At 67.2% G+C, this 23728-nt stretch carries 31 protein-coding genes; 12 read left to right on the top strand and 19 right to left on the bottom strand.

What is annotated here, in order from left to right:
• Positions 1–32: 32 nt before the first annotated feature.
• On the top strand, positions 33–1646 hold the full coding sequence (locus tag AB0H42_RS20640; protein WP_357058008.1) for an FAD-dependent monooxygenase: 1614 nt from the start codon (positions 33–35) through the stop codon (positions 1644–1646).
• Positions 1647–1757: 111 nt separating this feature from the next.
• Here AB0H42_RS20640 and AB0H42_RS20635 read toward each other — a convergent pair whose 3' ends face one another.
• The 3 genes from AB0H42_RS20635 to AB0H42_RS20625 form a co-directional block, all read right to left on the bottom strand.
• A complete protein-coding gene (locus AB0H42_RS20635; RefSeq protein ID WP_357058006.1) occupies positions 1758–2162 on the bottom strand; it encodes a hypothetical protein in 405 nt (134 codons plus the stop codon).
• The gene (locus AB0H42_RS20630; RefSeq protein ID WP_357058004.1) at positions 2152–2622 is read right to left on the bottom strand and encodes a hypothetical protein; all 471 of its coding nucleotides are present in this window, start codon (positions 2620–2622) and stop codon (positions 2152–2154) included. The genes AB0H42_RS20635 and AB0H42_RS20630 overlap by 11 nt, the downstream gene beginning before the upstream one ends.
• A 268-nt stretch (positions 2623–2890) precedes the next feature.
• Positions 2891–3517, bottom strand: a complete 627-nt coding sequence (locus AB0H42_RS20625; protein ID WP_357058110.1) for a class I SAM-dependent methyltransferase — start codon at positions 3515–3517, stop codon at positions 2891–2893.
• 141 nt (positions 3518–3658) lie between these two features.
• Here AB0H42_RS20625 and AB0H42_RS20620 point away from each other — a divergent pair, with 141 nt between their 5' ends.
• The gene (locus AB0H42_RS20620; RefSeq protein WP_357058003.1) at positions 3659–4852 is read left to right on the top strand and encodes a hypothetical protein; all 1194 of its coding nucleotides are present in this window, start codon (positions 3659–3661) and stop codon (positions 4850–4852) included.
• A gap of 15 nt (positions 4853–4867) precedes the next feature.
• Here AB0H42_RS20620 and AB0H42_RS20615 read toward each other — a convergent pair whose 3' ends face one another.
• The 4 genes from AB0H42_RS20615 to AB0H42_RS20600 form a co-directional block, all read right to left on the bottom strand.
• A complete protein-coding gene (locus AB0H42_RS20615; protein WP_357058001.1) occupies positions 4868–5587 on the bottom strand; it encodes an MBL fold metallo-hydrolase in 720 nt (239 codons plus the stop codon).
• A gap of 99 nt (positions 5588–5686) precedes the next feature.
• The gene (locus AB0H42_RS20610; protein WP_357057999.1) at positions 5687–6067 is read right to left on the bottom strand and encodes an inorganic diphosphatase; all 381 of its coding nucleotides are present in this window, start codon (positions 6065–6067) and stop codon (positions 5687–5689) included.
• A gap of 9 nt (positions 6068–6076) precedes the next feature.
• A complete protein-coding gene (locus AB0H42_RS20605; RefSeq protein WP_357057997.1) occupies positions 6077–6511 on the bottom strand; it encodes a hypothetical protein in 435 nt (144 codons plus the stop codon).
• A 154-nt stretch (positions 6512–6665) separates the two neighbouring features.
• Positions 6666–6911 (bottom strand): hypothetical protein, encoded by a 246-nt coding sequence (locus AB0H42_RS20600; protein WP_357057995.1) that lies wholly within the window; start codon positions 6909–6911, stop codon positions 6666–6668.
• A gap of 82 nt (positions 6912–6993) precedes the next feature.
• Here AB0H42_RS20600 and AB0H42_RS20595 point away from each other — a divergent pair, with 82 nt between their 5' ends.
• From AB0H42_RS20595 to AB0H42_RS20580, 4 genes are all read left to right on the top strand, one after another.
• Positions 6994–7935 carry a MerR family transcriptional regulator gene (locus AB0H42_RS20595; RefSeq protein ID WP_357057993.1) on the top strand — a complete coding sequence of 314 codons (942 nt, stop codon included), beginning with the start codon at positions 6994–6996 and terminating at the stop codon, positions 7933–7935.
• Positions 7936–8058: 123 nt separating this feature from the next.
• Positions 8059–8268, top strand: coding sequence for a type II toxin-antitoxin system VapB family antitoxin (locus AB0H42_RS20590; RefSeq protein ID WP_357057991.1), 210 nt, complete (start codon positions 8059–8061; stop codon positions 8266–8268).
• On the top strand, positions 8265–8684 hold the full coding sequence (locus AB0H42_RS20585; protein ID WP_357057989.1) for a PIN domain nuclease: 420 nt from the start codon (positions 8265–8267) through the stop codon (positions 8682–8684). Before AB0H42_RS20590 ends, AB0H42_RS20585 begins: the two co-directional genes overlap by 4 nt.
• Positions 8685–8890: 206 nt before the next feature.
• On the top strand, positions 8891–9646 hold the full coding sequence (locus AB0H42_RS20580) for an alpha/beta hydrolase (RefSeq protein ID WP_357057987.1): 756 nt from the start codon (positions 8891–8893) through the stop codon (positions 9644–9646).
• 30 nt (positions 9647–9676) lie between these two features.
• On the opposite strand, the gene AB0H42_RS20575 is transcribed toward AB0H42_RS20580, so the two are convergent.
• From AB0H42_RS20575 to kstD, 5 genes are all read right to left on the bottom strand, one after another.
• Positions 9677–10246, bottom strand: coding sequence for a TIGR03086 family metal-binding protein (locus tag AB0H42_RS20575; protein WP_357057985.1), 570 nt, complete (start codon positions 10244–10246; stop codon positions 9677–9679).
• Entirely contained in the window at positions 10246–10722 is a 477-nt protein-coding gene (locus AB0H42_RS20570; RefSeq protein WP_357057983.1) for an SRPBCC family protein, read from the bottom strand. Before AB0H42_RS20570 ends, AB0H42_RS20575 begins: the two co-directional genes overlap by 1 nt.
• Positions 10719–11078 (bottom strand): metalloregulator ArsR/SmtB family transcription factor, encoded by a 360-nt coding sequence (locus AB0H42_RS20565; protein ID WP_357057981.1) that lies wholly within the window; start codon positions 11076–11078, stop codon positions 10719–10721. Before AB0H42_RS20565 ends, AB0H42_RS20570 begins: the two co-directional genes overlap by 4 nt.
• Positions 11079–11328: 250 nt before the next feature.
• The gene (locus tag AB0H42_RS20560) at positions 11329–12192 is read right to left on the bottom strand and encodes a MaoC family dehydratase (protein WP_030522973.1); all 864 of its coding nucleotides are present in this window, start codon (positions 12190–12192) and stop codon (positions 11329–11331) included.
• A 21-nt stretch (positions 12193–12213) separates the two neighbouring features.
• The gene (gene kstD / locus AB0H42_RS20555; protein ID WP_357057979.1) at positions 12214–13902 is read right to left on the bottom strand and encodes a 3-oxosteroid 1-dehydrogenase; all 1689 of its coding nucleotides are present in this window, start codon (positions 13900–13902) and stop codon (positions 12214–12216) included.
• A gap of 103 nt (positions 13903–14005) precedes the next feature.
• Between kstD and AB0H42_RS20550 the strand changes: the two genes are divergently transcribed.
• Positions 14006–15634 (top strand): FAD-binding protein, encoded by a 1629-nt coding sequence (locus AB0H42_RS20550; RefSeq protein ID WP_357057977.1) that lies wholly within the window; start codon positions 14006–14008, stop codon positions 15632–15634.
• A gap of 150 nt (positions 15635–15784) precedes the next feature.
• Here AB0H42_RS20550 and AB0H42_RS20545 read toward each other — a convergent pair whose 3' ends face one another.
• The 3 genes from AB0H42_RS20545 to AB0H42_RS20535 all read right to left on the bottom strand — a co-directional run bounded on the left by AB0H42_RS20545 (position 15785) and on the right by AB0H42_RS20535 (position 18179).
• Positions 15785–16063: a hypothetical protein gene (locus AB0H42_RS20545; protein WP_357057975.1), complete on the bottom strand. Its 279-nt coding sequence runs from the start codon at positions 16061–16063 to the stop codon at positions 15785–15787.
• Between the two features lie 1031 nt (positions 16064–17094).
• A complete protein-coding gene (locus AB0H42_RS20540) occupies positions 17095–17298 on the bottom strand; it encodes a DUF397 domain-containing protein (RefSeq protein ID WP_357057973.1) in 204 nt (67 codons plus the stop codon).
• Positions 17295–18179: a helix-turn-helix transcriptional regulator gene (locus tag AB0H42_RS20535; RefSeq protein WP_357057971.1), complete on the bottom strand. Its 885-nt coding sequence runs from the start codon at positions 18177–18179 to the stop codon at positions 17295–17297. The genes AB0H42_RS20540 and AB0H42_RS20535 overlap by 4 nt, the downstream gene beginning before the upstream one ends.
• 338 nt (positions 18180–18517) lie before the next feature.
• On the opposite strand from AB0H42_RS20535, the gene AB0H42_RS20530 reads away from it, so the two are divergent.
• The 3 genes from AB0H42_RS20530 to AB0H42_RS20520 all read left to right on the top strand — a co-directional run bounded on the left by AB0H42_RS20530 (position 18518) and on the right by AB0H42_RS20520 (position 19365).
• Positions 18518–18667: a hypothetical protein gene (locus AB0H42_RS20530; RefSeq protein WP_357057969.1), complete on the top strand. Its 150-nt coding sequence runs from the start codon at positions 18518–18520 to the stop codon at positions 18665–18667.
• A complete protein-coding gene (locus tag AB0H42_RS20525) occupies positions 18660–18989 on the top strand; it encodes a hypothetical protein (RefSeq protein ID WP_357057967.1) in 330 nt (109 codons plus the stop codon). Before AB0H42_RS20530 ends, AB0H42_RS20525 begins: the two co-directional genes overlap by 8 nt.
• Before the next feature lie 223 nt (positions 18990–19212).
• The gene (locus tag AB0H42_RS20520) at positions 19213–19365 is read left to right on the top strand and encodes a hypothetical protein (protein WP_357057965.1); all 153 of its coding nucleotides are present in this window, start codon (positions 19213–19215) and stop codon (positions 19363–19365) included.
• 176 nt (positions 19366–19541) lie between these two features.
• On the opposite strand, the gene AB0H42_RS20515 is transcribed toward AB0H42_RS20520, so the two are convergent.
• From AB0H42_RS20515 to AB0H42_RS20505, 3 genes are all read right to left on the bottom strand, one after another.
• The gene (locus tag AB0H42_RS20515; RefSeq protein ID WP_357057963.1) at positions 19542–19811 is read right to left on the bottom strand and encodes a Txe/YoeB family addiction module toxin; all 270 of its coding nucleotides are present in this window, start codon (positions 19809–19811) and stop codon (positions 19542–19544) included.
• Entirely contained in the window at positions 19804–20061 is a 258-nt protein-coding gene (locus AB0H42_RS20510) for a type II toxin-antitoxin system Phd/YefM family antitoxin (RefSeq protein ID WP_357057961.1), read from the bottom strand. The genes AB0H42_RS20515 and AB0H42_RS20510 overlap by 8 nt, the downstream gene beginning before the upstream one ends.
• Positions 20062–20172: 111 nt before the next feature.
• Positions 20173–20784, bottom strand: coding sequence for a TIGR03086 family metal-binding protein (locus AB0H42_RS20505; RefSeq protein WP_357057959.1), 612 nt, complete (start codon positions 20782–20784; stop codon positions 20173–20175).
• A gap of 97 nt (positions 20785–20881) precedes the next feature.
• On the opposite strand from AB0H42_RS20505, the gene AB0H42_RS20500 reads away from it, so the two are divergent.
• Complete coding sequence (locus tag AB0H42_RS20500) at positions 20882–21835, top strand: WYL domain-containing protein (protein ID WP_357057957.1); 954 nt, start codon at positions 20882–20884, stop codon at positions 21833–21835.
• Positions 21836–21970: 135 nt separating this feature from the next.
• Here the strand turns inward: AB0H42_RS20500 and AB0H42_RS20495 are convergent, their stop codons facing one another.
• Positions 21971–23065, bottom strand: a complete 1095-nt coding sequence (locus AB0H42_RS20495) for an alkene reductase (protein ID WP_357057955.1) — start codon at positions 23063–23065, stop codon at positions 21971–21973.
• 65 nt (positions 23066–23130) lie between these two features.
• Here AB0H42_RS20495 and AB0H42_RS20490 point away from each other — a divergent pair, with 65 nt between their 5' ends.
• Positions 23131–23508: a MerR family transcriptional regulator gene (locus AB0H42_RS20490; protein ID WP_357057953.1), complete on the top strand. Its 378-nt coding sequence runs from the start codon at positions 23131–23133 to the stop codon at positions 23506–23508.
• Positions 23509–23728: the final 220 nt, after the last annotated feature.

Below are 23728 nucleotides of genomic sequence, written 5' to 3'. Positions count from 1 at the left end.
GACAGTGGGACGGAAAGGGTTACGAGGTGCGAGTGCAGTCGTCAGGGAACGGACACGACGAATCTTCGGCGCAGCCGCGGTCGGCGGTGGATACCGAGGTGATCATCGTGGGCGCCGGGCCAACAGGTCTGCTGCTGGCCGCCGAACTGAGCCTGGCGGGGGTACGCCCGCTGCTCCTGGAGAAGTACCCACACCCCAGGGCCACGCAGAAGGCCCAGGGTCTGGGTGGGCAGATCTTGCAACTGCTGCACTATCGCGGGCTGCTGGAACGGGTCGAAGCGGCCGTGACCGCCCCCGCCCCGCCGCCCCGCTACCCCTTCGGCGGTATCCACGTGGACCTCACCGGCATGGTGGCCCCTCCGTTGCGTGGGCTGCCACTGCCGCAGACGCGGCTGGAGGAGTTGCTCGCCGAGCGGGTGGGTGAGCTCGGTGCGGATATCCGCCGCGGCCACGAGGTGGTCGGGGTGCGTCAGGACGACGCCTCGGTGACGGCGGAGGTGTCCGGGCCGGACGGTCCGTACCGGATCACCGCGCGTTATCTCGTCGGCTGCGACGGCGGACGCAGCCGGATCCGGGAAATGGCCGGTATCGCGTTCACCGGTACCACCTATCCCGAGGTGAATCGGATATGCCAGGTCACCGTGCCCGATTCGGTGACCCGCCTGGACAACGGCGATCTCGAAGTTCCGGGCATGGGCCGGATCACCACCGGTTTCACCCGCACCGCACGCGGCGCCTTCGGATACGGGTCACCGACCCCGGACATGCTGATGTTCTCGACCGCTGAGGACGAGTCCACCGATATCGCCGACGACGAGCCGATGACCCTGACCGAATTCCGGGAGAGCGTGCGCCGGGTGCTCGGCACGGAGATCCCGTTGGGCGAACCGCTGCGGCTGGCGCGTTTCACCTTCAAGGACCACCACGCAGAGACCTATCGGGCCGGCCGGATCCTGGTGGCGGGCGACGCCGCGCACCTGCTGCCCGCGACTGGATCGGGGCTCAACACCGGTCTGCTCGACGCGGTGAACCTCGGCTGGAAACTCGCCGCCGACATCCACGGCTGGGCGCCACCCGGACTGATCGACAGCTACCACGCGGAACGCTATTACGCGGGAGCTCGTGCCCTGCGGCAGACTCGCGCCCAGGTGGCGTTGCGGCGTGGACTCGACCCGGCCGCGGACGCGCTGCGGGAAGTGGTCCAGGAACTGCTCGGTGACGAGCAGTCCGCCCGCCGGGTGGCCGGTTTCATCGCGGGCACCGATGTGCGTTACGACCTACCCAACCCGAACAACCATCCGTTGACCGGTACGTTCGCCCCGGACCTCGCCTTGTCCAGCGATACCGGCGGGACCACTGTCGCCGACCTCCTGCACTCCGCACGACCGGTCCTGCTGGATCTCGCCGACCGAGCCGAAATACGGGAGGTCGCCCGGGAGTGGTGTGACCGCGTCGACATCCGGACAGTCACCACCGACGAGCGTCCGGCCGACGCGCTGCTGATCCGCCCGGACGCCCACATCGCCTGGGCCGCCGCGGTCGGCGAACCGGCCGATATCGCGGCGGACGGGCTTCGTGCGGCGCTGACCGGCTGGTTCGGTGTGCCGAGTGAATCGCCGGCGCTCGCCGCTGAGCACGGCGCCTGATAGGTGTGGTCCCCGGCCCGCCGGTCGCATACCGGCGGGCGGGGGAAGCGACTCACCACTCGATATCGCCCCGCCGAGTGCGGTTCCGGGCGGGAGAACATCGACATCGGGTCATTGGCTTCCGAGGTCGATGGTGAGGATCTTGACGACGGGGTGCGGATCGCCCCGGTCGCCTTCCGTGGTCGCGTTGCAGTACTGGTAGTCGATACGGCCCGCACCACTGATCTCGTAGTGGATGGTGCGCGAGTAGCCCTCCCACTTCGGACCGTGGTGTTTACCCCGAAGCACGGTCGAGGTGCCGACCGCCGGTGGAGTTCCCGGAGTGGCTGACACATGCTCCCAGAACTGCCGGGACGAAGTGATCCCGACCCGGTCGGCCATGTTGTTCCAGGTGTCGAGGTACTGCCGGTGCACCAGGACGCGGTATGTGGGCTTCGTGGGTGGTCGTCCACCGGGCGCGCGGGCGGCTACGAACGGCCGATACGCTCCGGGCTGCGGGTCGCGTTCAGACGTCATCGCGCGGCTGCGGAGCGTCGACCTCGACGTAGTCGGACTCCGCGACCGGCCCGGTGTGCACGGCTCGGCGCAGTGGATCCCGCATCACCGCGGCGGTGGTCGCCCACGCGTGCAGAACCTCTCGAAGTGGATTGGGATCTTCGGAAGTCACAGTGAGCACTACGGCATTTCGGATCTCGGCGAGCGCTTCGGCTCGATCGTCGGGATCGAATTCCGCCAGCCAGGCCAGTCCGCCCAGTTCCACCGGGGTGGGGACATCGGTGCGCGCGAGCACCGCCTCGGCGGAGAACAGCTGGGTAATGGTGGCAGCGGCTTCCTTGAGCGCGGCGATGCGCTGTGCCTCGAACATCACGAGCACCGACCCGTCGGTGTCGCGTAACGACGCCGACGACCGTTTCGCCTCATCTAGGAACTCGCGGCGCCGGGCCCCCGCTAGATCGCTGACCTGGAACATCGTCATGCCACAATAGTAGCGAAATTATGCCATGACGTCGTATCAGGATCGGTGCTCACAGGATCGGCGGATGGGGACCGCGATCGATCACCTCGACCCCTACCCATGGGCACGGCCCGGCGTGCGGGCCGATTCGGCCCTGCACCAGGCGGACGATCTCCCGGCAGCCGCTGCCCGGGCAACCGACCGAGCGGATCACCCCGCTCGGCCGGCAGTCCACGCGCAGGCGATAGATCCAGCGTTGAGCCGAATTCGGTATTTCCTCCGCTCCCGTTCAGACGCGGTCTATCGTTGCCAACCAGGCCGGTGCGCCGTGGTCGTGGAATCGGGTTTCGATCCGGTCCGGTACGACGGCGGCGATACTCCAGCCGCTGGTGGGGGTGAAGGCCGCGTTCAGTTCCTCGAGGCCCACCGGATGTGGGCCGAGGTCTGGGCCTTCGTCGCTGAAACACAATACGTACAGCGTCGCGCCGGGGTCGGTCACCGATGCCAGGCTCGCGATGTACGGGTGGCGCTCCTCCGCGTCGAAGGTGTGGAACAGGCCGCAGTCCAGCACAGTGTCGAATTTGCGCTCGATCCTGCCCAGTTCGAGCGCGTCGGCGGCGACGAATTCGGCGTCGATTTCCCGGTCGGCCGCCTTTGCCCGGGCGGTTTCCAGGGCTGTCTCCGCCACGTCGGCACCGAGTACCGGCAGACCCAGCGCGGCGATGTGCAGCGCGTTCTCCCCGGTTCCGCAGCCCGCGTCGAGTACCGATCCGGTGAAACCGCCTTCGGCGGCCACGCGCACCACGGCGGGTTGCGGGCGGCCGGTATCCCAGGGGGCGGGGCCGTCCCGGTAGGAGGCGTCCCACGGCAGCCCGATACTGCGCTCATGGCTGGTGGGTCGTCTGCCGCCGAACAGATCGTGGGCGCCGTCTCCCCGCTGTCCGGGCAATGCCGTCACCTCCCTGTCCGGGGCCTCTTCACCACATGGTGGCACGGCCGGCGGCGAATACCGAGGATCGACCGGCACCTGTCGGACCTCTGCTGTTCAATGCGTGGTGTGGACACTGTGGACTTCGCGCGGGTCGTGGCGGAATTCGGTGCCGGGTCAGCGCTGCTCGTCGAACCGGGGACCTCGGCCGCCGCGCACGTCCCCGCACACTGGGCCCCGATCGCCGGTGCTCATGACCCCCGCGCCCGGAGTGCGGCCGCGGTGGCACTGTGGAATCTCGATATGTTCGAGCTGGTGCCCCGGTTCGGTGCGGTCTTGGCCGAATGTCTCGACGATGTGCGGGTCTGTCTGCTGCGTGGTGACTGGGTGTTGCTGTACGCGCTGCGGAAACCGTTCCAGCCGCACGAGTTCCGTATCGGCTGGGATCCGGCGACATTCGGCGCCGATGTGCCGCGCCACTGGGATGCGCTGCCGGAGCCGCTGCGGGTTTTTCTCGGTATGGTCCATGCCGGATTCACCGACCTCGACGGCATCTCCTTCGGACCCACCCGCCCGCGCGATATGCAGACCTATGACGAGCTCGGCCTGGCCGAATCGGTGCGGAACTGGGATACCGACGAACGAATCCCCGGGGACCGGGTGATGTTGATCGCCAAGGGGCTGGGCGATACCAATTACTTCACCTCCCCGGATCTGCCCGATGACACGGTCGGCTGGGAGTACGGCGGCGATATGGAGCGGCCCATGAATTTCGGCCGCACCCTCGACGACCTGATGGGCTACGGTTTCCAGCTGGAACGCGACCTCCCACCCGAACCTGCCGTGCCGGTCACGCCGGACGAACTTCGGCAGCGGGTCGCCGCCCTGTCGACCGTGCGAGCGGCACGAGCGGTCGTGTGGAACCGCGAACTCACCGAGGACGCCGCTCGCGCCCGCATCCGCGAAATCGTCACCGAACTACTCGACGCGCTCGGCGGCCAGCTCGCCGTCCGGCCCCAGGACGGTCCGGACGGGGAGACGATCCTGCCGTGCGACGACGACGCCGGCAACCTCTACCAGGTCGATCGGCTCGAAGCCCGCTATTTCCTCGATCCGCCGCCACCGGACCGGCCGCAGGCCTACCTGCCGTTGATCGTGCGGATCTGGGAGCAACTGGGCTGGAAGGTCACCACGTCCACCGGCGCCGTCGGTATCTTCGGCGAAGCCCGCACCGCGGACTGGTACGAACTCGCGCTCTCTCATCGCGACGACCAGATCCTACGTCTGGCCGTGGCCTCGCCGGGCTTCCAGCGGCTCCCCTGAGGCCGCGGCACGGGCTCACCGTGAGTGTCGCTGCGACGGGTTCGGTCGCGACCGGTCGGCCCGCCAGATGCGCAGTGGTTCCGCGGTCAGTACCTCCCCGTGGCCCACGCAGACAATATCGGCGTCGAACCGGGCCAGCCGGAACGTCGCCGACTCGACGGCGGCGCTGTCGAGGTTGAACACTCCGGGCATGGTGACACCGCGGACGTTCGCCAGTGTGTCACCGGTGAACAGCACTCGATAGCGTGGCAGGTGCAGCGCGATACTGCCCGCCGTATGGCCCGGAATCTCGACTACCTCCGCGCCGCCGCCGAACTCGAGAATGTCGCCGTCGTGCAGTTCGCGGTGGACCGGGGCCGGGCGGGGCGGTGGGACCGATTCGAGAGCCTCGGCGATGGGGCGTTCCCAGTCGCGCAGTACCGGCGCCGGTTGCGGATGCCTGCCGCGCACGATATCGGCATCGGCGTGGTGGGCCCAGATCTCGGCACCGTGGGCGGCGAGCGCGGCCGCGGAGCCGATGTGATCGTCGTGCGCGTGGGTGAGGACAACCCGCCGCACGGCCGCCGGCGCGAATCCGAGTGCGCCGAGGCCTTCGACGATCTCGGTGAAAGAACCGGGCAGGCCGGTATCGATCAAGGTGATCTCCCCGTGGTCGTCCCAAATGTAGACATTGAGGTCGTTGACCTCGGGAAACCGCAGTGTCGTCAGCTGGGGTGATACGGGCACGATCTTCACGAACGTGAAGCTACCGGCGCCGCGCCCGTGCCCGCCGCTTTCTCTGCTCTGAGCAGCGGCGGACGCTCGGTCACGGCTCGTCGGCCACCGGATCCGCGTTCACTGTCGCACGACGACGTACTCACCGGGGTTCTCCTGGAACTCGACCGCGGCCGCGATGGCCGCATCATCGAGGCCCGGGCTTTCCGGCGGGACGACCACCAGTTTGTCGTCATCGTCGTACAGCCGGTGGACGATTGCGATACACCTGCCCCGGGCGGCGGCCAGCGGCTCGTCCGGACCGAGATAGTAGGCGTCCAGTTCCTGATCATCCGGTGCGAGCGTGCCGGGGACGTAGCCGTAGTTCACCGTGTAGAGGAACCCATAGCGCGGGTGCCGGCTTCCGTACGGGCGATCGAAGGTGAGGTCGACGGTGCGGCCGAGGAAGGGGTGGGCCATGGTGAGCGATACCGACTCATGTTCCGCGCTCCGATCCGTCACCGGATCACGCTACCGAGTCGGGACGCCATCGCCTGGCCATCCGTCGGTGGCGATCGTCGACAGTTGATCGAGGGTTTCGCCGAGCAGCGTGGCGAAATCGGTGTCCGGATGCGCCGGTACTGCGAAAACCGCCGCGAACGCCGCACCGACCACCGCGCCGACCAAGGCGCGGATCGCGGGGTCCCCGGGGTCGGCGCCGGTGCGGTCGGCGACCAGCTGGGCGATCGTGTGCCCGGTGCCGACCAACTGGTCGAGCAGCATGGCCCGCAGCGGTGGCACCGATGTCATGAGCACCACCCGTTCCCGCAGCCGGCGCTGTTCGGGGGGAGGGAGGTCGGTGAAGGTCTCCTTCAGCGTTGCCCGGACGGCTTCGAATGCGCCGACAGTGGCCGGCTGCGCACGGAACCGTTCGGCGAACGACAGATCGAGTGTGTCCCAGGCCACGACATCTTCCTTGGTGGGGAAGTACCGGAAGAAAAGTTCGCTCGGCGACCTCCGCGGCCGCCGCGATTTGTTTGACCGTCGCGGGCGAACAGCCGCAGTGCCGCCTCCTGGATCGCCAGCCGGGTGCGCTCCTTCTTCAGCTCGCGTAATCCGGTCACGGAACCAGGCCCAGCAGTCGTTCGGCGTTGTGCTGCGCGATACGTTCCCGATCGGCCGGGGCGACCGGTGCCGGAGTGGGCAGTGTGGCGAATGCGGCGAATCGATCCGGGTGTCGCCGAACGGCCGCGGCCACCTGATCATTCGCGTCCCGGGCGAGGGCCACGGCTTCGGCGGGGTCGGACTGTTCGACACCGGGGGCGGTCAACGACAACACCTGCACATCGATGCCGGCCCGGTCCATGGCCGCGATGTTGGAGGCTTCGCGGTTCGCGGTGGGGAATTGGCTTGTGTCTCCCCCCGGGGGAGACAGCAGTCTGGTGCCCATGGACGACGAGACGCTCTCCACGATCGGGGCCCTGGCCGAACGGACCGGACTTTCGGTCAAGACGATCCGGTTCTACGCCGATCGGGGAATCGTCCCGCCGACCGCCCACAGCCCGGCCGGCTACCGGCTCTACGACTTACACGCGCTGGCACGCCTGGAACTGGTCCGCACACTGCGCGCGCTCGATATCGACCTCCCGACTGTGCGCGCGATCCTGGCTCACGAGACCGCCCTGCGCGAGGTGGCGGCCGCGCACGCGGACGCCCTGGACGTGCAGATACGTACTTTGCGACTCCGGCGTGCGGTGTTACGAGCGGTGGCCGACCGGGATTCGAATCCGCAGGAGATGGAACTGATGCACGAACTGGTCAACCTGTCCGCAGCCGAGCGGCACCGCCTCGTCCACGATTTCGTCGACGAAACGTTCGGCACGGTCGACGCGAACCCCGCTGTCGTGGAGTTGCTGCGATCGAGCATGCCGGACCTACCGGCCGAGCCCACCACCGAACAGGTCACCGCGTGGATGGACTTGGTGGCACTGGTGCGGGACGAGACCTTCCGTGCCGCGGTGCGCCGGATGGCCGAATACCAGGCGAAGGAACGAGCCGCGGGCGACGACACCGGACTGCACCATGAGCTCACGGAAGCCGTGCGCGATGAGGTGACCGGGGCGCTGGAAGCGGGTATCGACCCGGGCACGGCTGCGGCCTCCCCGATAGTCGATCGGCTGGCCGGGCGCTATGCCGAGACTTTCGGCAGGCCGGACGACGATGTACTCCGGGGCTGGATCCTGGAAAGGCTGGAGGTGGCCGATGATCCCCGGGTCGCCCGGTACTGGCAGTTGGTGTCCGCGGTCAACGGGCGGCCGGAACCGCCGGATCTGGGACCGGTGTTTGCTTGGTTCGTTCGTGCGCTTCGTGAATCCGTGCGGCGGGATTGAGTACTCCGCGTCCGTGGCGGCCGTGCGGAGATCATGGGGTTGTCCGAATTCGGTTGTGTGGTGTGGATGGTTCTTACATCGCGTATATTTGACACGAATATCTAGTATATATAAGGGGTAGGCATGTCGAAACTACTGATCGAAGTCGATGACGAAGCGCTGGCGGAAGCGCAGCGTCTGCTGGGAACGGCAACCAAGAAGGATACGGTCAATGCGGCATTGATCGAGGTCTCCAGACGGCTCAAGCGGGTCCAGGCCCTCAACGCACTCGGTGAGATGGCGGAGCAGGGAGATTTCGACATCCTGCTCGACAAGGGCGCCTACCGTCGGTGATCAGCTACCTGATCGACACATCGGCCGCGGCCCGGGTCCTGCGTGACCCCGGTGTCCGTAAGACCTGGCAGGAAGCGCTCGCCGCCGGAGTGGTCGCGATCTGCGACCCCGTAGGACTGGAACTCCTCTTCACGGCGCAATCGCTGGCCGACCGATTGCATAAGAAAGAGCTTCTCACCGTGTTGTTCGGCTGGGTGGTGACCCCGGACAACGTGTGGACGCGCGCTCATCGAGTGCAACAACTACTTACCGAACAGGGGAGTCACCGCAGTGCGGGTGTGGTCGACCTGGCGATTGCGGCAACAGCGGAGGCGAACAGGCTCACTGTGCTGCACTACGACCGTGACTTCGAGACGGTCGCCGCGGCGACCGGTCAGCCCACTCAGTGGATCGCTGCACCGGGAACGATCAGCTGAAGCCCTGGGCGGGCTGTCGATGCCTCGGTGGGAGACGGTCTGATTCGCTGGTGCGCCGCGAGATGATCTCCGGCCCGCTGTCCTGGTGATCCGTCGCGCCTCCCGAAACCTACGCGGCTACCGCACTAGCATGCTGGCCGTCGGTCGACGCTGTTCGCGGTCCGGGATGACGGCGCAGCGACCATTCAGCCTCCGGAAGCAGGTTCATGAAAACTGTGCTCGCCGTGCTCGCCCGATTCGCTGTCGTATCGCTGGGTTGCGTAGCCGCGGCGCTGCCGCCCGGCTTCGCCCGTGCCGAGCCCGCGCCGGCGAATCCTGTCCTGGTCATCGGTGGTTTCGACGCCGACCGGGGCATTCTGGAGGATCTGCGTGCGGAACTGGCCGACCGCGGTTACCGGGCCTACTCCATAATGCTGCCCGCGGTGCCCGCCGGGTCCTCGGGGACCGAGGGGATCGCGGATTCGGCGGCAGTGGTCGCCGGTAAGGTCGCCGAGATCCGGCGGACCACCGGTGCCCGGCGGGTGGATCTGGTCGGGCACTCCATGGGCGGGCTGGCGCAGCGGCACTATGTGAAGTTCCTCGGCGGCAGCGATTCGGCGGGAACCTATCTCGACTTCGGCACCCCGAATTACGGTGAGCCGCTCGGGTTTCTCTGCGCGCCGCTCTTTCCCGGATGCCGTGACATAGCCCCGGCGTCGGAGTTCCTACAGCAACTGAACACTCCGCCGGCGCTGCCGCCCGGTCTCCCGGCCTATCACCTCTACTCGGAGAACGAGGGGCCCGAACGCCTGCACCTGCCGGGTGCGGTGAATGCCAGTGTCCAGCAGTTCTGTTCCGGCCGTCATGTCACGCATCGCGACGAACCGCAGGATGCGGCGTACCAGGATCTGATCGATTCGGCGCTGCGCGGTGGGCCGCTTGCCACGGTCTGCCCGCGGCAGTTCTTCCTCAGTTCGCGGTAGTCCGTTGCGGTGGTGAATCGCTCGGCCGGATCAGGCCCCGGTCCAGGCAGGGTCCCGGCCGATGAATGCCATCAACCGGTCCTGTGGCGAAGCGTCCGGGGGGACGGGGACGGCGGTACCGAACTGGCCGCTGTCACGCAGCATCCGCTCCACCGGCTCCATATCGGCCAGGGCGGCCGCGCAACGGTCCTGGCCCAGGTCCGGTTCGCGGCCCAGGGCTTTGGCCAGATCCCAGGAATGCATCCAGATATCCGGGGTGTAGAACTCGTCGATGGCCTCGTCCACGGGGCGTTGCCCGAAGTGCGGGTTGTGCAGAACCCGGCCCGCGGGGTCGTCGAGTATTGCCTGTATATCGGTGACGTGTCGTTTCCACGCGGCCACCGGGTCCGAGGCGACGTCCAACGGCGAGAGGTCGATATCGGCGCCGCCGAGCAGCCCTCGGGACCACTCGACCAGGTGCGCGACGATATCCAGTGCCGTCCACTCCGCGACCGGGCTCGGGCGTGACCAGTCGCCGGGGCCGGCGGATTCGACGAGTTCGGTGAACCGGGCCGCGTCGGATGCGTGCCGATCGGCCGGGCCGGTGAGCGCCGCCGCCATCAGGAACGCTCCGCGAGCAGTTCGTCGAGCTTGGCGTAGCCCTCTTCCACTCCGACATTCATTCCGCTGGCCAGCATGCCGTCCCGGATCTCGAAACTCTCGACCACGCTCAGGACCCGCAGCCGGGTGCGTCCGCCCGGGAGGCGTTCGAAGGTCACCTTTTCCAGTGCGACGCCGTCGGGTTCGCCCTCGTAGGTGAAGGTCCATACGATGCGCTCGTCGGGCCGGATCTCGTGGAAGCTGCCGAAGAAGGCGGCGATTTCGACGCCGTCCCGGTCATTGGCGAAGGCCCAGGCGCCGCCGGTGCGGGCGTCCCAGGCGGTGATCCGGGTGGTGATGTCGCGCGGCCCGACCCATTGCGCGTAGAGCTCGGGGTCGACGTGGGTGCGGAAGACCTGCTCCGGGGCGGCGTCGAACTCCCGGATGATCTCTATGGTCGGGACCTTCTCGTCCGCGATGATCTCGGTGGTGGTCATGATGCGTCCTTCTTTCGAGGGTCGTCGGTGTCGGTCATGCGGTTCAGCAGGGCGTCGAGGCGCTGATAGCGGTCCTCGGCTTTCAGCCGGTAGCGTTCGATCCACTTCGTCATCAGGCCGAACACCTCCGCGTTCAGGTGAACGGGCCGGCGCTGGGCCTCCCTGCTCCGGGTGACCAGACCGGCCTCCTCCAGGACTTTCACATGCTTGGAGATTGCCTGAAGACTCATGTCGTACGGTTCGGCAAGCTCGCCTACGGAGGCGTCGGCATCGGCGAGCCGGGCGACGAGATTACGCCGGGTCGGGTCGGCCAGTGCCGCGAACACTCGGTTGAGCTGTTCGGTGTCCTCGTCCACAATGGTTCCTCAACTTCTTGGTTGAATAAGACCATAGCGCGGCGGGTGAGATAATCCAACCATCCGGTTGATTAAAGCTCCCGTGTCGACGGCGCCGTCACCAGCGCAACGCATGCCGATATCCACGGCTTGCTCACCCACACACTGTGTAGGTGAGCAAGCCGGCCTCTCCAGGCGACCCGTTCGACTCTCGGATGAGAACGGTTGCTCGCACCGAGGAACGTGTCCGGTCGGCTCCTTGGAACAAGGATTACCGGGCGTAGTCGAGCACCACGTCTCCCAGCACCGGTGCGCCGTCACGTTCGACCGCGGTGGCGCTGATGATCAGCTGACCCGGCTCCCGCCAGATCCGCGACCGCAGCGTCTCACCGGGGAACAGCACGCCGGCGAATCGCGCCTTGAACCCGGTCACCCGGCCCGCGACGGAGTCCAGCACCGTATCGGTGGCGGTTTTGCAAATGATCCCGTAGGTGCACAGGCCGTGCAGGATCGGCGCCGGGAAACCCGCGCCCTTCGCGAATTCGGGGTCGGAGTGCAGCGGGTTGCGATCACCGCAGAGGCGGTAGAGCAGGGCCTGCTGCGGCAGGGTCGCGGTGGTGACGTCGAAATCCGGCGCACGGTCGGGGAGTTCGGCCTTGCTGCTCGGGCCGCGCTCACCGCCGAATCCGCCTTCGCCGCGGGCAAAGATGGAGGACCGCTCGGTCCACAGCGCTTCGCCGTCGGAACCGGTGACGGTGAACTCCTGCACGATCACCGCGTTGGCGCCCTTGTCCCACAGTTCGCTGATCCGGCCGGTGCGGGTCGCTTTGCCCGAGGCGGGCAGCGGCCGGTGTACCTGCACTTCCTGCGAACCGTGCACCACCTTGGCCAGGTCGATATCGACGCCGGGGAACTTCACCTTCGGCGGGTCGGTATCGCGCAGAGTATGGGCGACCGTGGCGAAAGTGGGCAGCACCTGCGGTTCCCGGTCGTCGAGGTAGCGCAGTTCGGCCGGCTCGGTCCAGCGGTGACCGGCGCCGATGCCCAGGTGGTAGAGCTGGACATCGGAGGCGGTCCAGGAGAATTCCTTGCTCGGGAGTTCCGCTCCGAGCGCGACTTTCGGATCGATGGGCATACAGATTCTCCTCGGATCGGCTCAGGCCGCGGTCTTCGAGCGGGCGATGATGTCGTGGACCGCGAGGTAGCCGAAGGCGATCGCCGGTCCGATGGTGGCGCCGGGGCCCGCGTAGGTGTGGCCCATGACCGGGGTCGAAACGTTTCCGGAGGCGTACAGGCCCTCGATGGGGGTGCCGTCCTCGCGCAGGACCCGCGCCGCGGTATCGGCGACCAGGCCGCCCTTGGTGCCGAGATCGCCGGGCACCATCTTGGCCGCGTAGAACGGGCCCTGGACCAGGGACGCGAGGCACGGGTTCGGTTTCACGGTCGGGTCGCCGTAGTACCGGTCGTACTGGCTGTCGCCGCGGCCGTAGTCCTCGTCCTTACCGGTTTCGGCGAACTTGTTGAACCGCTCCACCGTGGCCGCCAGCTTGTCGGCGGGCACGCCGATCTTCTCGGCCAGTTCCGGCAGGGTCGCGGCCTTGACGATGAGGTCGTTCTCCATCCACCGCGACGGGAACTTCAGGCCCGGCTGCAGGCTGGCGAACATGTACCGGTTGCGGTAGCGCTGGTCGAACACGAGCCAGGTCGGGATGTTCTCGCCCGGGCCCTCACCCTGCCCGTATTCACCGCCGTACATGGTGTGCACGGCCTCGACGTAGGGCGCGGACTCGTTGCCGAACCGCTCACCCCGCGGGTTGATCATGATCGAACCGGGCAGGTTGCGCTCGGACAGCGCGAACCAGGGCTTGCCGCCCTTGAAGATGGTGGGCCCCCACCAGGCGTCCTCCATGAAGCCGATCGCGGCGCCCGCGTCCATACCGGCCACGATGCCATCGCCGGTATTGGTGGCGGCACCGGTTGTCCACTCAGTGGTGATCGGCTCGCGCTGGTACTTGGCCCGCATTTCGGCATTGTGCTCGAACCCGCCGCTGCCGAGCACCACGCCGTGGCGCGCGGTGAAGGTGACCGTCTCGCCCTTGTGGGTGGCCTCCACGCCGGTGACCTTGCCGTTCTCGACGACCAGTTTGGTCATGGGAGTGTCGAGCAGCAAGGGTACGTTCGCGTCCATCAGGCCCTTGCGCATACCGGCGATGACCGCCTGCCCCATCACCATCAGATGTTTGTTGGTGAACTTGGCCCAGTAGGTGCGCGCCCCGACGCGCAGGGCCCGCAGCATGCCCTTCGGGTGGCGGCGGATCAGGTTCAGCCGCACGAAGTCGGCCTGGGTGACCGCCACGTTCAGCGGCGCCTTGGAATAGGGCGGATGGATATTGAACCGCTCCTCGCCGAGGATCTTGGCGTTGAACGGCTTCGGCTCGCAGGACCGCCCGCCCGCCCGGCCGCCGGGGGCCTCGGGGTAGTAGTCGGAATAGCCCTTGACCCAGGTCATTTTCAGCGGCGAGTGCGCGAGGACGAAATCCATGGCTTCGGCGCCGCGGTCGATATAGGTATCGATCCGCTCGGCGGGCACCACGTCGCCGATGATGCTGTGCAGGTACCGGCGCGCCTCCTCGCGGTCGTCGGGACCGCCCGATTCGCGCAGGGCCTTGTTACCGGGGATCCACACCCCGCCGCCCGAGCGCGCGGTAGATCCGCCGTAGTACGGCGCCTTCTCCAGGAGCACCACACTCAGCCCGTTGTGCGCGGCGGTGAGGGCGGCGGTCATCCCGGCGGCGCCGCTGCCGACCACCACCACATCGTATTCCCGATCGTTCATGTAGAACACGTTATAGAATGATGGCGCTGTTGGTCTATGTTGTCTGGCAGAAGACTTGTTCTGCGGCGTAAACAGCAGGGAAACTCGTTTCAGTTTGTGGTGGAGTTGGTAGATGACGCACGAATGGGACCTGACCGCGGACGTGGTGGTCGTCGGATACGGCGCGGCGGGCGCGGCCACGGCCTTACAGGCCACCGAGGACGGTGCGCAGGTACTCGTGCTGGACCGCTTCACCGGCGGGGGCGCGACCGCGCTCTCCGGTGGCATCATCTACGCCGGTGGGGGCACCTGGGTGCAGCGCGCGGGTGGTGTCGAGGACACTCCGGAACTCATGCTGGCCTACCTCGAACGCGAGGTCGGTGACGCGGTCTCCCCGGCGACACTGCGGCGTTTCGTCGACGACAGTCCCGCCATGATCGACTGGCTCACCGGGCACGGGGTGCCGTTCGAGGCATCGCTGTGCCCGTACAAGACCTCCTACCCGAACAACGACTACTACCTCTACTACTCCGGCAGCGAGATCTCCGGCGCGTTCGCCGATATCACCCCTGCCCAGCGCGGCCACCGAGTCAAAGGCTGGGGCACCTCCGGCAAGAAACTGTTCGCGCCGCTGGCCCGGTCGGCCGAGCGGCGGGGCGTGCGGGTGGAAACACTGACGACCGCTACCGCCCTGGTCACCGATGACACCGGCGCGGTCGTGGGAGTCGAATGCCGGAGTCTGCGCGAGGCACCCGCGCGCGTCAAGGCCCGTTACGCGCGGCTGGCCGCGATCGCCGCCAAACCCGGTATCTACTACCCGCCGCTGCGCCGGGCACTGGAGAAACGGCTGGCCCGGCTGGACCGCAGGTACGCGACCACACTCCGGGTGCTGGCCCGGCGCGGCGTGGTGCTGACCGCGGGCGGTTTCATCGCCAACCGCGAAATGCTGCACGCCCACGCGCCCGCCTACAAGAACGGGCTGGCGCTGGGTAGCTCCGGCGACGACGGTAGCGGCATCGAACTGGGCCGCAGCGTGGGCGCCGCGACCGATCGGATGGGCAATGTCTCGGCCTGGCGGTTCCTGCTGCCACCGAGTTCGTTCGCCGGCGCGCTGCTGGTGGACGGGAAGGGGCAGCGGGTCATCGACGAGACCCGCTACGGCGCGGCCGTCGGCGACGCCCTGATCAACCGGCACGACGGTATCGGCCGGCTGCTCGCCGACGACGCGCTCATGCGCACCGCCATCTCCCAGATCGGGCCACAGGCCGCCTGGTTCCAGCGGATGCAGTTCGAGGTGATGCGCCGGAAGGCGAAGCGCGGGAAAACCCTCGATGAGGTCGCCGCCGCCGCGGGTGTCGACCCGGCGGGATTGCGGGAGACCGTCGCCGCGCACAACAGCGCCTACGCGACGGGCGCCCCCGATCCGGTGGGTAAACCGGCCGAGTACGTGCGTCCGGTGGGCGCGGGCCCGTACTGGATGCTGAACGTTTCGATCGAACCGAGCCTCACCAACCCGTGCCCGATGTTCACCGTCGGCGGCCTGGTGGTCGACGAGCAGACCGGGGCAGTGCGCGATACGCACGGCGGTGAGATCCGGGGCCTGTACGCGGCGGGCCGGACAGCCGCCGGGATATGCGTGAATTCCTATGTCAGTGGTTTGTCCTTGGCAGATTGCATTTTCTCCGGCCGTCGTGCGGGCCGTAGCGCGGCGGGCGAAGCGTTGGCCGTGGAAGGCGTGACCGGAGAGCGCACTGTGGGGTAGGGCCGGTCCGTATCCGGCTGGAAGCCTGCGCCCGTACTCGCCGGGGCGCTTCGGAGGCAATGCTTACTCTGTGTGTGACGTGCCACCGGGTCGTTCGAACCGCCCGGCCGGTCCCACTGACGCGGCAGACCGGGGCCGGGCGGTGGGGGATCAAACGCCGGAGGCGCAGCCGATTTCGCGGCCCACGTCAGCGGGAACGCCATGCCTGTTCACGCAGTCGAGGCCTTCGCCGACATCGATTACGCGCCAGTGCAGGTGCCCGTCCTGCTCGGAGTACTCGAACAGATACATGACCGGGTGGAGAGTGCCCTCCGGTTGGGCCGAAGCCGATGCGAAGTTGCCGCTGCACCGTGCCTGTTCGAGATCGGCCAGGGGGTAGCGGGGCATCCCAGTCATCCGCAATGTGGTGATCAGGTACTCGTTGGTCACCTCGGCGCAGGGGTCGGCAACCGGCTGTGCGGCCGGTGGTTCGATTACGGGAGGTGCGGCCGGTGGTTCGGTTACGGGAGGTGCGGCCGGTGGTTCGGCCGCAGGAGGTGCGGCCGGCGGTTCGGCTACTGGAGGTGCGGCCGGTGGTTCGGCGACCGGCGGCGCGGTCTTCACAGCGGGCACCGTGGTCGGTGCAGTGGATGCAGTGGCCGCAACCGTGTTCGACGCCGACGGACCGGCATTGGAGCCACCGTCACCACCACACGCCGTGACAGCCATCGCGATGGTGGCCGCGGCGGCAGCGAATAGAACGGGTCGGATCATCTTGTCTCCCTTGTGCGGCCGTCCCCCGGGACAGCTGAAACAGCTGGGTCGGCTTCGCTCTCGTCCGAGCCGCACCGTTGCCGTGGCGGCCTGTGCCGATCGCTCGACCTTCGCCTGACAATCGATCGCGATTCGTGGGATGTTACAAACAGTGAGACAATGACCGTGACAGGCGTTGCAGTAGAGCACGTCTCAGGCGTCCGAGGCGTCGGCGAACGCAGATCCCGCCTTGAAATTGGTTGTGCTCCGATATCTTCGATCGATACGAGCAAGAATCCCGTGGACCAGCGTCCGAGCCCACTTGCTCGACAAGCTCTGGCAGCGTCAGATCGTACATATCATTTTGCTCTGACAGCTTCTCGTAGCCGCTTCGGATAATCCACAAAGGATGGCTCACGAGGCAGGAGGAGAGATACCGGTCGCCGAATGAGTCGGAAAAGTCAGTGTTGGTTTCCATCCATTCTCCTCCTCCATCAATTCGAGCATCGACTTCAGCGTCAGCAGCCGGAAGTGCCAGTGCCCAACCGCCTGGATCCACGCGGTGGCGATCAACGGTCCCGCTTCAACCCGCGATCCTTTGTGGGTCCGGGCGACTACTGCGAGTCGCGTAGCGTACCCAGACCCGGGACACCTTCTGTGTCGTGAAGCCAGGTGGAAGAGAACCCCCAACTTCTCACCAGATGAAGCCGGGGGTTGTCTGCGTGTCGTCAGGGGCGATCGAACTCGCCGTCTTTGGCGCCGGCCAGGAAGGCATCCCACTCACCGGGGGTGAAGATCAGGGCCGGGCCGGTGGGGTTTTTGGAGTCTCGCACGCCGACATGGCGGTTATCCAGGTGGGCGGCCTCGACGCAGTCGCTTCCCCCTTGGCTACGGCTGCTCTTGAACCATTCGGCCCGAGACAAGTCGGTCATTCTCGCTCCTTCGTAATCCACAGCATCAGATCCTGGGATGCCGACGGAGACAACGCTACATGCCGGATACGCTCGGCCTCGCGAGAAAACCTGGCGACCTCGAGGTCACGCTCGATGTAGAGGTCACCGGTGAGACCTTCCATGAAGGCAACTGGGGGCTCTTGGAGCTTGGAGGAAGGCAACGGAGGGAAGCTGAACAGAACGAATGATCGTGACATCAAGCCAACGGCGCTGGTCTCGGTGTTGGGCAGGATCCGAACCTCTACACTCGGCAACTCGGATTGCCCCAGCAGGTGCTTCACCTGAGCCCCCATGACAGTTGGGCTGCCGACGGTGTACCTGAGTACCGCCTCGCTCAGCAGGGCCTCGAAGCGAAAGTCCGCGCGGATCAACAGGTCTTGCCGTCGCTGTGCAATGTCCAGCGTTCGATCGACTTCCTCGGGTGACCACTCCGGGTTCGTGGCCCAGGTGAGTGCCTGCCGATAGTCGCGGGTCTGCAGTAGGCCGGGAATCACCGTGGATTGCCAGGAGGTCACCCAGTTCGCTGCTTCCTCCAGGGCGAGGTAGTGGTCGAATCCGGCAACGAGGGCATCAGCGTAAGCCCGCCACCATCCGCCACCTGATGCTGTTGCCTCCCGGATCTCCCGGGCGAGGTCGAGTAGAAGCCGCCGCTCCTCGTCCGTGGTCTCGTAGGCATTCGCCAGCGCGTTGAGTCCGAGATCGGTGACCTTCGTCTGCCGGCCGTCCTCGATCCGCCCGTAGGACTGTGGCGATACCTCGGCCACCCGGGATGCCGCGGACTGTGTTAGACCGGCTCTCTCGCGGAGTTTCCGCAGCTGCCTGCCCAGAGCACGGCGCGGAAGCGTAGATCCGTTTGCCATGTAGTTACCTTTGTTAATCGGATGCGTGCAATATGGAAGCCCCCATGTGGAAGCTGAGTTCTGGAAAACGCAATGCTGCAATCGTTGTGCAGGAATTCCAGAACTTCCCCTCGAATTCGCCGGCGTACGGCTTCTCGATTCCGCTGCGGCAGAGTTCTACTGAGGGGGCACCCGGTGCAGGCCACTCCCAGAGCCACCTGGGAGACACCAGCTCGACGCCAGGAGTTGCCGAAGGCTGGTGGTCAATTCGATTGGGTAAAGGGCGCACTGACACCATAGCCGCTCGTCGGACCCTGCGCCCGGTGCATACCAGAAATCTATGCCAGGAGCGGGGAATCATGTGTGCGACAACGCTGCCGACCAGAGTTCGCGGTGAGACCGATATTCCGGATGGGACCGTATGGGCGGTGCCGACGCTCGTTCATCTGGAGCATCTGCTGAAGGTGATGCGGCGGTGGGCGGAGGTAGCCGAGGAGCGCGGTGTCTGACCGGGTCCCGCTGCCGCCGGCAGTCGCCCTGATCCGGCTGAACCTCCCGATGAGCGATATCGACCTGCACGGGCTCGCCGAAAGATACGGGTACCGGCTGGTGTACACGGTCAAGACGGATACGGTCGCCCGGCTCGCCGTACATGCGCTGGCCCGGCACGCGGCCGAGGCCGGAGCCGAAGCTGTCGTGGTACCGAACTTCGAGCATGCCGACGACCTGCGCCACCTCATCACCGAGAACGCCGCGCTCATCACGCCGATACAGATCTACCCTCGTGGGTATCGCTGGCCCGGTGCAGATCCCGAGCGAGGGAGAGCCTGATGTGGGCCGATGCGGTGCTGGTACTACTGGTGGCAGGCCTGGTCGGTTTCACGATCGCGCTGTGCCGACCGGTCGAGGACCCGTAGGCGATGCCTTGTCGCCCAAGGCAGCCGAATGCGGGGGTACAGGGGTTTCGAGGTCGGTAGCTCGTGGGAGACTGTCCGATCGTGACCGATTCGCGCCGCCTCGTAGACAATCTGTAGTCAACCTCGACATCAACTGGTTGCGGGACGAGTCGCTCGAAGATACCGATGATTTGCCCGCACCCGAGATCATCGCCCGCGAGATCGTCGAAGACCTGACCGCCGCGCCGGCGGAGTTCGAAGCGGTCGCGGCAGCGTTGGAGCAGGCCGCGACGCCCGACGCTGCGAACTGAGCAGAGTCGACAAGATGGTGCGGTTGTGGGACCGCCGGGCGGGGCGGAGGTCGGCGGGTGAGGCGTCCGTGGTGACGGGTGCGACCGGAGCGCGGTTGGTCGGCGGTGTGCCGGAGGGAAGGCTCTTGTAGGCGGTCCCGCCTGGTACGGACCTGCGCGGTCGCCTCGCTGTGGCGCTACTCCTCGTAATGTCCGCCGACTCCGATGACCACCAATTCGGTGTCGGTGACGTAGTAGATCAGGCGGTGCTCGCGGGTGATCCGTCTCGACCATTTTCCCGCGAGCTGGTGTTTGAGCGGCTCTGGCTTGCCGATACCTGCGAAGGGGTCGGCAAGCGCCGCGGAGATCTGTTTGTTGGCCGCTTCGAGCACCGAGCGATCTCGGGCGAGCCCCGATGTGTAGGTCTCCCAGCCGTAGGCCGTGAACACCAGCTTGCGCTCAGGCATCGGGATCCAGCAGCTCCTGCGCTTCGAACCGCCCCTCTTCGGCATCACGTGCGGATTCGAGCAGCCGCACCCCGCCATGTGTCGCCAGAACGTAGAGCGTCTCCTGAATCGAATTCCAATCGGATTCCGACACCAGGACAGCGTTCTGGCCGCTCCTGGTGACCACTGTGACAGTGTCGTGGTCGTCGTTCACCTGCTGGACCAGTGAGAACAGCTGCTGGCGGACCGTGGAGATGGGTAGTGCGGTCATTGATGCCCCTCGATTGATTCGTACAACATATCGCACAACTTGAGGGTTGATCTGGTCCATCTCGGCGGACCGGGATTCGTCGCAACGGAACCCGGTCCGCGTCCGCGCTGATCAGCTCACCGGTCGGCGGCCCAGGTAACGCAGCAGCCGGTCCGTGCTGGAACCCTCGCCCGTGACGATCGGGCCGTAGGCGCCCCAGTCGCGCAGCGGTTCGATCCGGCCCTGGGCCGCGGCGAGGATCGGCGCCGAGAGTTCGTCGGTCAGCGGCGATTCCTGTCCGGTGGCGACCGCGATATCCCAGGCGTGCACCGCCGCGTCCAGGGCGCACAGTACCGCGGCCACCGGAGTGGGCAGCGGGCCGAAGGGGAGCGGGGTGGGGACGCTTTCGGTGTCGTCGGTGACGGTGGACCAAGCGGTCGCCGTCTCCTCGAGGGCGGCGGTGACCAGGGCGACGGGCCCGTCGGCGATCGTGCCGGTGGGAGCGAAGGGGTCGTAGGCCGGGCCGGCGCCCACACCGAGTGCGGCAGCGAAGGCCCGCTGATCCCCGGCGGCGTGCTCGGCGACCTGCGCGACATTCCAGTCCGCGCATGGGGTCGCCAGCTGCCACTGATCGGAGTCGACTCGCGCGATCACCGCACGCAGCGCGTCGTGGGCGGAGGTCAGTACCTCGCGCCAGATCGGGGCGAGCTGAGCGGTGATGTCCTGTGCTGCGGTGGTTTCCATTGTTCTGCCTCTCGGTCGTTTTCGGCGTTGAACTCAGACTATGGCCCTATTAGGATCATTTTCTTCCTGATAAGAACAGCACGGAAACGAGGAATATGTGACCTCCATCACAACCCGGGTTCTCCGGTTGCTGTCGCTGCTGCAGGACCGCGGACATACCGGTCCCGAACTGGCGCAACGGCTCGGCGTCACCGACCGCACCCTGCGCCAGGACATCGCCCGCTTACGCGAACTCGGCTACCCGGTGCACGCCACCCGGGGCCCGGTCGGCGGCTACCGCCTCGGTCAGGGCGCCACCATGCCGCCGCTGCTGCTCGACGACGACGAAGCGGTCGCGGTCGCCCTGGCCATGGGCCTCGCCGAGGACGGGTCCACCGGCATCGCCGATATAGACCACAGCGTCAAACGGACTCTCGCCAAATTGGAACGGATCCTGCCGAAGCGTTTACAGCGCACCGTCAACGCCCTGCGCGAGACCACCGCGGTCGGTCCGGCGACGATCGGCTCCCGGGAACCGGACGCGCCCGTTCCCGCGGAAACCCTCGCCACGATCGCGGCGGCGATCCGCGCCGCCCGGGAACTCGAACTCGACGACCAGCGGGTCGAGCCGTACCGGCTGGTCAGCTGGCAGCGGCGCTGGTACCTGGTCGCCTACGACCTCGATACGCACGCCTGGCGCGCGTTTCCGGTGGCGAACCGGCGCCGGGTGGTGGCGGGCACTCGCCGCTTCGCCGCCCGGACTCCGCCCGAGAGCGATCTGGTCGCCTTCGTACTCCGGGAGGTGGCCTCCGCCGGCTACGCCGTGCACGCCCGGGTCACGGTCCTGGCACCCGCGGAAACCGTTATCGCCCGCATCAATCCGGCGGTCGGGGTCGTGGTGCCGGTCGACGAGAACTCGTGCCTGCTGCTCACCGGAGCCGACGCGATGGAGACGATCGCCATCTACCTCAGCATGCTCATGATGGATTTCCGTATCGACGGCCCACCCGAACTCGTCGAGCACATCCGCACCCTGGGGCGGCGGTATCGGGAGGCGGTCGCCCACCTCTGACAGGGCCGGGTCTGTCTGACGAGCCGGTACCGCGAGCGGCGTACCGGGACCGATATGCGACCGGGCGGGGTCGGCCCCGCCCGCGCGCACGGGTTCATATCGCCGGAATACGCGGCCCGGCGCGGTGCCGGATACTCAGGCGGTCGCCGCGAGGGTCGGATAATCCGTGTAACCCTCGGCCCCGCCCACGTACATCAGATGCGCGTCGCGGATCGGGTTGAGCGGCGCGCCGGTGCGTAGGCGTTCGACCAGGTCGGGGTTGGCCAGGAAGGCGCGGCCGAGGGCGATGTGGTCGGCTCCGGCGGCGAGCAGACGCTCGGCCCCGTCGATGATGGCGCCCGGGTCGCGGGCATCACCCGCCGGGTTGGCGACGAGGTTGCCGGGCCACAGTGCACGGAGCCGGCCCAGCAGTGGATCGTCCGCGTCGACTCGGACGATGTGCAGGTAGGCCAGGCCCAGCTCGGCGACCGCGGTGACCAGCGCCGGATAGATGGCCTCGGTATCGCCCTCCGCTATGCCGTTGACGGGATTCGCCGGCGAGATGCGCAGCCCCACCCGTTCCGCGCCGATGGCCGCCGCCACCGCCTCGACGACCTCGACCGTGAACCGGATGCGATTCTCGACCGGACCGCCGTACTCGTCGGTGCGGCGGTTGGTGTTGCCGGCCAGGAACTGGTGCAGCAGGTAACCGTTGGCGCTGTGGACCTCGACCCCGGCGAAACCGGCGTCGACGGCGTTGCGCGCGGCGGTGACGAAATCCGCGACGGTCGCGTGGATCTCGTCGACCGTGAGTTCGCGTGGCGTCACGGCCGGCTGATGACCCGACGGGGTGTGCACGGTATCGGGCAGCGGGATCGGCGAGGGCGCGACCGGGACCAGGCCGCTGTTGTCGGGATGGCCGACCCGGCCGCCGTGCTGGAGTTGCAGGAACATATGGCTCCCGGCAGCCCGGACGGCCTCGGTGACGCGGCGCCAGCCGGCGATGTGCTCGGCACGGTGGATACCGGGGATATTGGCGTAGGTCTGACCCACCTGGTTCGGGGTGGCGGCCTCGGCGATGATCAGGCCCGCCCCGGCCCGCTGAGCGTAATAGGTCGCCATCAGGTCCGACGGGGTGCCGTCCGCGCCCGCGCGGTTACGCGTCAAGGGAGCCATCACCAGGCGGTGCGGAAGCTCGAGGCCGGCGAGACGGGTGGGAGCGAATAGATCACGGGGCGCTGTGGTTGTCATGCCTTGACGGTAAGACCTGACATTAATGTGAAGTTCAAGCCCGAACGGGAAAATGCGAGGTGAGTATGCGAATCGGAGAACTGGCGCGGCGGACCGGGGTCAGCGAACGATCGCTGCGCTACTACGAAGAGCAGCGGTTGCTCACCGCTGACCGCACCCCGGGCGGCCATCGCGACTATCCGGAGCACGCGGTGGACCGGGTCGTGCAAATCCAGGAGCTGTTCGCGGCCGGACTGTGCAGTAAGAAGATCGTGGAGCTCCTGCCCTGCATGCGGGCCGCCGACGGCGGCGCCAACGAATTCGCCACGCCCTCGCTGGTGCACGAGCTGCAGGTCGAACGGGACCGGATCGACCGCATGATCGCTGATCTGCTCCGCTCCCGCGAGGTACTCGACGAGGTCATCAAGCGGGCGGGGGCGAGTTTCACGGCGACGGCTGCGTGAGCGTCGGCGAATAGACCGTCCGCGTTCGGAATCCGTCTCCGACGTCGAACGCGGCGCTGCGCCGGTGGGTCGACGATTCCCGCGGTCCGCACCGGGTGGCACACGAAGCTGCCGTGAAACCGGAAACCGATCCGGCCGGTTCGCGTCCCGGCGGGTCACGTGCTCGATTCTGCCGACTTCGCCTCCGCCCCGGCTACACTCGGGCCCACTGTCCCCGAGT

The organism is Nocardia sp. NPDC050799, from assembly GCF_040654015.1.
GTDB lineage: Bacteria > Actinomycetota > Actinomycetes > Mycobacteriales > Mycobacteriaceae > Nocardia.
Note: the sequence above shows the minus strand (reverse complement) of the source record. Positions and strands in the feature narration are given on the sequence as shown.

What these genes read in the sequence shown, in the direction of transcription:
- AB0H42_RS20630 (WP_357058004.1), bottom strand. Translation starts at nt 2,622, where the DNA reads ATGACGATGTTCCAGGTCAGCGATCTAGCGGGGGCCCGGCGCCGCGAG.
- AB0H42_RS20495 (WP_357057955.1), bottom strand. Translation starts at nt 23,065, where the DNA reads ATGACAACCACAGCGCCCCGTGATCTATTCGCTCCCACCCGTCTCGCC.
- AB0H42_RS20490 (WP_357057953.1), top strand. Translation starts at nt 23,131, where the DNA reads ATGCGAATCGGAGAACTGGCGCGGCGGACCGGGGTCAGCGAACGATCG.
- AB0H42_RS20575 (WP_357057985.1), bottom strand. Translation starts at nt 10,246, where the DNA reads ATGGCGGCGGCGCTCACCGGCCCGGCCGATCGGCACGCATCCGACGCG.
- AB0H42_RS20560 (WP_030522973.1), bottom strand. Translation starts at nt 12,192, where the DNA reads ATGCCCATCGATCCGAAAGTCGCGCTCGGAGCGGAACTCCCGAGCAAG.
- AB0H42_RS20510 (WP_357057961.1), bottom strand. Translation starts at nt 20,061, where the DNA reads ATGACCGCACTACCCATCTCCACGGTCCGCCAGCAGCTGTTCTCACTG.
- AB0H42_RS20595 (WP_357057993.1), top strand. Translation starts at nt 6,994, where the DNA reads ATGGACGACGAGACGCTCTCCACGATCGGGGCCCTGGCCGAACGGACC.
- AB0H42_RS20515 (WP_357057963.1), bottom strand. Translation starts at nt 19,811, where the DNA reads ATGCCTGAGCGCAAGCTGGTGTTCACGGCCTACGGCTGGGAGACCTAC.
- AB0H42_RS20530 (WP_357057969.1), top strand. Translation starts at nt 18,518, where the DNA reads ATGTGTGCGACAACGCTGCCGACCAGAGTTCGCGGTGAGACCGATATT.
- AB0H42_RS20635 (WP_357058006.1), bottom strand. Translation starts at nt 2,162, where the DNA reads ATGACGTCTGAACGCGACCCGCAGCCCGGAGCGTATCGGCCGTTCGTA.
- AB0H42_RS20535 (WP_357057971.1), bottom strand. Translation starts at nt 18,179, where the DNA reads ATGGCAAACGGATCTACGCTTCCGCGCCGTGCTCTGGGCAGGCAGCTG.
- AB0H42_RS20540 (WP_357057973.1), bottom strand. Translation starts at nt 17,298, where the DNA reads ATGACCGACTTGTCTCGGGCCGAATGGTTCAAGAGCAGCCGTAGCCAA.
- AB0H42_RS20590 (WP_357057991.1), top strand. Translation starts at nt 8,059, where the DNA reads ATGTCGAAACTACTGATCGAAGTCGATGACGAAGCGCTGGCGGAAGCG.
- AB0H42_RS20600 (WP_357057995.1), bottom strand. Translation starts at nt 6,911, where the DNA reads ATGGACCGGGCCGGCATCGATGTGCAGGTGTTGTCGTTGACCGCCCCC.
- AB0H42_RS20580 (WP_357057987.1), top strand. Translation starts at nt 8,891, where the DNA reads ATGAAAACTGTGCTCGCCGTGCTCGCCCGATTCGCTGTCGTATCGCTG.
- AB0H42_RS20550 (WP_357057977.1), top strand. Translation starts at nt 14,006, where the DNA reads ATGACGCACGAATGGGACCTGACCGCGGACGTGGTGGTCGTCGGATAC.
- AB0H42_RS20505 (WP_357057959.1), bottom strand. Translation starts at nt 20,784, where the DNA reads ATGGAAACCACCGCAGCACAGGACATCACCGCTCAGCTCGCCCCGATC.
- AB0H42_RS20570 (WP_357057983.1), bottom strand. Translation starts at nt 10,722, where the DNA reads ATGACCACCACCGAGATCATCGCGGACGAGAAGGTCCCGACCATAGAG.